Here is a 4,133-nt window from a genome sequence, read left to right on the forward strand (position 1 = left end):
CTGGCAATCGGCGCGCCGCAGGACGCCGGCGAGACGGAGATTCTCCGCGAGTGCGAGGACTGCGGCGAACGGACCTCCCACTCGATCGAACTCGCCGACGACCACTCCGAAATCCGGGCCGTCTGCGAGGAGTGCGGCGCGGTCACCGGCAGCTTCGACTGACTGCGGCGACGAGCGAACCAGGCTCGACTGACTGCGGCGACGAACCGGGTCGAGCGCCCGGGCCCGCCCGGGCCGACCGACGCCTTTCTTGTCCCGGCACACCAAGTTCGTGACATGACCGAGCATCCGCCGCGGGTTGTCTACGACGACGAGTGCGGGTTCTGCACGTGGTGCGCGCGGTTCACGGCGCGCCACGGCGACGTCGAACTCGTCGGCTTCGAGGAGCTGACGCCCGACCAGCTCGCCCGGCTCCCCGACGACTACGAGAGGTGCACGCACCTCCTCACCGACGACGCCGTCTACTCGTGCGGGGAGGCCGTCGAGCGCGCGCTCGCGTACGACTTCCCGTTCCTCGCGCCCGCGTTCGCGGTGCTCCGCCAGGTTCCGGGCTACGAGTGGCTCCGCGAGCGACTCTACCGGTGGGGCGCGAACAACCGCGTCCTCCTCGGGAAAATCGTTCGCGACGACCCGCCCGCGAAGCAGTGACGCGCCGTGCGCACGCCTACTCGGCGTCCCCGACGACGCTGACCGCGGCGACCGCTGCGGCGCTCGCGAAGTAATCGACCGTTTCGACGTACTCTGTGAGTTCGTCCGAGTCCGGCACCTCGTCGAGGAGGAGCGTCCGGTCCTCGCTCGCGACGGTGGTGACGGCGCCGCGCCACCCCGCGTCGGGGACGTCGTCGGCGATTCTGACGACCTGCGCGTCCTCGCCGGGGTCGGCGGCGTCCAGGCGGAGCATGTGGTGGGGGCCGTAGTCGCCGACCGTCGTCTGCGGCCGATAGGTCTGCCCGTCGACGCGGACGTACTCGTAGCCCGTGACGTCACGGACGTCGTCCGCCGTTCGGTCCTCGTGGTGGCCGATGGTGACCGACCCGTTCAGGAGGCGGTCGACGGCCGCTCGCTCGGCGTCGTTCAGCGAGTCGTAGCTCGCGACCTCGTCGTCCTCCTCGACCTCGCCGTCGTCGACTGCTTCGAGTGTGTACTTGTAGGCGGCCTCAGCCGCGAACGCCGCGAACGACGCCGTCGGCTCGTACGTCTCGCCGCGGAACTCGACGTACTCGAACTGGCCGAGGGCCAGCGTCTCGTTGCGGTCGGCGTCGCCGCCAGACTGGAGGTCCACGCGGCCGTCCGCACTCGCCGCGTCGAGGACCAGGCTGTAGAGTTCCGGCGTCGTGACGCTGACCGTCGCGCCGTCCGGGACGTCGCTGGCGGCCACCTGTTCGCCAGCGAGTTGTCGCTGTCCCTCGCGTTCCGTCGTCGAGTCGCCGGTCGCCGCCGTCGTCGGCTCCTCGGTCGACTCTGTCGCCGCGTCACCGTCGCTGCTCGCACAGCCGGTGACCGCCGCGAGCATGGCCGTACCAGTCGTTTGGAGGAGGCGTCTGCGGGAGACCATGGCTCGGTCTTCCCGAGGAACCGGTAAGTGTCTTGTCGGGAGTGAAATGACGCTCGACGTCGCCGCTTATTGGTAGGCCGGAATCCCGGTGAGGTCCTCGCCGAGAATCAGCGTGTGGATGTCGTGGGTGCCCTCGTACGTGTAGACGGTCTCCATGTTCGCCATGTGGCGCATCGGCGAGTAGTCCGTGGTGATGCCGTTCCCGCCGAGCATCTCGCGGGCGATCCGGGCCTGATCGCGGGCCATCCGGACGTTGTTGCGTTTGGCCATCGAGACGTGCTGCGGGCGGAGGTCGCCGCGTTCCTTGAGATCGGCGAGCCGGTGGGCGAGCAGCTGGCTGGTCGTTATCTGGGTGGCCATCTCCGCGAGCTTGTCCTGTTGCATCTGGAAGCCGCCGATGGGCTGGCCGAACTGCTCGCGGTCGGTGGCGTAGTCGCGGGCCGTCTCGAAGCAGTCGCGGGCCGCGCCGACCGCGCCCCACGCGATGCCGTACCGGGCCTGCGTCAGGCAGGACAGCGGCCCCTTCATGCCCTCGACGCCCGGCAGCCGGTTCTCGACCGGGACGGTGACGTTCTGGAGGCTGATCTCGCCCGTGATCGAGGCGCGCAGACTGAGCTTCTCGCCGATCTTGTTCGTGGTGACGCCGTCGCGGTCCGTCTCGACGAGGAACCCGCGGACGGTGCCGTCCTCGGACTCGTCGCGCGCCCAGACGACGGCGACGTCCGCGATGGGGGAGTTCGTGATCCACGTCTTCGAGCCGTTCAGGACGTACTCGTCGCCGACGCGCTCGGCGCTGGTCTCCATCGCGGAGGGGTTCGAGCCGTGCTCGGGTTCGGTGAGCCCGAAGCAGCCGACGGCCTCGCCCTCGCCGAGCGCGGGCAGCCAGCGGTCCTTCTGGTCGTCGCTGCCGAAGGCGTGAATCGGGTACATGACGAGCGCGCCCTGCACGCTCGCCATCGACCGCAGCCCGGAGTCGCACGCTTCGAGTTCCTGCATCAGGAGGCCGTAGGCTTTCTCGCTGACGTTCGGCAGGCCGTAGCCGTCGAGGTTCGGCGCGTAGAACCCGAGTTCGCCCATCTCTGGGATGAGGTCCGTGGGGAACGTGCCCTCGAGGTAGTGCTCGGCGACGTCCGGCTGGACGTTCTCGGCGACGAACTCGCGGGCGGTGTCCCGGATGAGCGTCTCCTCGGCGGAGAGGTCGGCCTCCAGGTCGACGTAGTCTAGCATGGTCTCTACTGGGGGAGCGCCGGTCAAAAAGCCTCCTAGTCCGGCGACACGTGCGTTGCCGACCCGCCGAGCGACGCGGTGTCAGTCCGCGGGCCGCGGTTCGACCAGCGACTGCGTGAAGTTCTCGAAGAGCTGTTTGGTCTCGCAGGCCGCCGCGTAGTTCTCGTCGTCGATGCCCGCGAGCACCTCGCTCTCCCGCTCCTGGCTCAGGTCGTCTTTCCGCTTCGTGACGCGCTCGGCGGTCGCCGTGTCGTACTCGGGGTGGAACTGGACGCCGACGGACCGGCCGGCCCGGAACGCGTGGATCCCGTACTCGTTCTCCGCGAGCAGTTCCGCGCCCGGCGGGAGGTCGACGACGGCGTCGGAGTGGGTCGTGAACGCCGTGAACGTCTCGCCGACGCCGTCGAAGACGGGGTCGGCGGCGGTGCGGTCGATCTCCCGGTAGCCGATCTCGTATTCGCCCATGTCGGCCACGTCGCCGCCGAGCGCGGCCGCCAGCACCTGGTGCCCGAAACAGACGCCGAGGACGGGAACGCCGGCGTCGTGGCAGTCCGCGGCGTACTCCACGAGCGGCGGAATCCAGTCCTCGTCCCAGTACACCGACGACCGCGACCCAGTGACGACAACGCCATCGAACTCACGATGGGACGGCACGTCGCCGTCGACGACGTGGAACTCCGCGAGGTCGGCGTCGAGTTCCCGGCGGAAGTTCCGCGTCGTGTCGGTGGGGTCGTGGGCGGCGTTCAGTAACGCGATGCGTGGCCGACTCATCGACTCGTGGTAGTTCGCGCAGGTAAAAGGTCGTTTCGTCGGTGGCCAGTCGTGTCGTGACCCCGGAGGCGGGGATGACGTGCCGCCCCGGGCTTTCCCGTCGTTGCTCGTCCCGAGCTGTGCGCTGCATGGTACACTATGGCACGAAACGGTTTAACTCCACCGTCGCCGTCAAAGGTTCGCGACGTCTCCGAACCACCTTTGAGGCGGTCGCTCCCTCCTCCGGTAGGGATGCGCGCAATCAAGGACAGCGTCCACGACTACATCGAGGTCGACGGCGTCGCGGAGGCACTGCTGGACACGCCGCCCGTCCAGCGACTCCGCCACATCAAGCAGTTGAGCACGATTCGGCTCGTCTACCCGTCGGCGAACCACACGCGCTTCGAGCACTCGCTGGGCGTGTTCCACCTCGCGGACCGCGCGCTCGAGCACCTCGACGTCACGGGCGCTCGCGCCGACACCGTGCGCGCCGCCGCGCTCCTCCACGACGTCGGTCACGGCCCGACGGCCGCCAGACCGGAGGGCACTGATCGAACGCCACCTCGGCCGCCACCACGGACGACGTCGCCCACCTCGTCGC

General features: G+C 69.2%; 4 protein-coding genes and 1 pseudogene. 2 read left to right on the forward strand and 3 right to left on the reverse strand.

Going from position 1 to position 4,133, the window contains the following annotated elements:
- Window positions 1-276 precede the first annotated feature (276 nt).
- Window positions 277-648 carry a thiol-disulfide oxidoreductase DCC family protein gene (locus GRX66_RS17010; RefSeq protein WP_159527578.1) on the forward strand — a complete coding sequence of 124 codons (372 nt, stop codon included), beginning with the start codon at window positions 277-279 and terminating at the stop codon, window positions 646-648.
- Window positions 649-664: 16 nt separating this feature from the next.
- On the opposite strand, the gene GRX66_RS17015 is transcribed toward GRX66_RS17010, so the two are convergent.
- The 3 genes from GRX66_RS17015 to GRX66_RS17025 form a co-directional block, all read right to left on the reverse strand.
- The gene (locus GRX66_RS17015; protein WP_159527579.1) at window positions 665-1,555 is read right to left on the reverse strand and encodes a hypothetical protein; all 891 of its coding nucleotides are present in this window, start codon (window positions 1,553-1,555) and stop codon (window positions 665-667) included.
- Window positions 1,556-1,621: 66 nt separating this feature from the next.
- Window positions 1,622-2,782 (reverse strand): acyl-CoA dehydrogenase family protein, encoded by a 1,161-nt coding sequence (locus GRX66_RS17020; RefSeq protein WP_159527580.1) that lies wholly within the window; start codon window positions 2,780-2,782, stop codon window positions 1,622-1,624.
- Window positions 2,783-2,863: 81 nt separating this feature from the next.
- On the reverse strand, window positions 2,864-3,553 hold the full coding sequence (locus GRX66_RS17025) for a type 1 glutamine amidotransferase (protein WP_159527581.1): 690 nt from the start codon (window positions 3,551-3,553) through the stop codon (window positions 2,864-2,866).
- 231 nt (window positions 3,554-3,784) lie between these two features.
- On the opposite strand from GRX66_RS17025, the pseudogene GRX66_RS17030 reads away from it, so the two are divergent.
- Window positions 3,785-4,133, forward strand: a pseudogene (locus tag GRX66_RS17030) (HD domain-containing protein); the annotation flags it as partial.

Source organism: Halobacterium bonnevillei (genome assembly GCF_009831555.1).
Lineage (GTDB): Archaea > Halobacteriota > Halobacteria > Halobacteriales > Halobacteriaceae > Halobacterium > Halobacterium bonnevillei.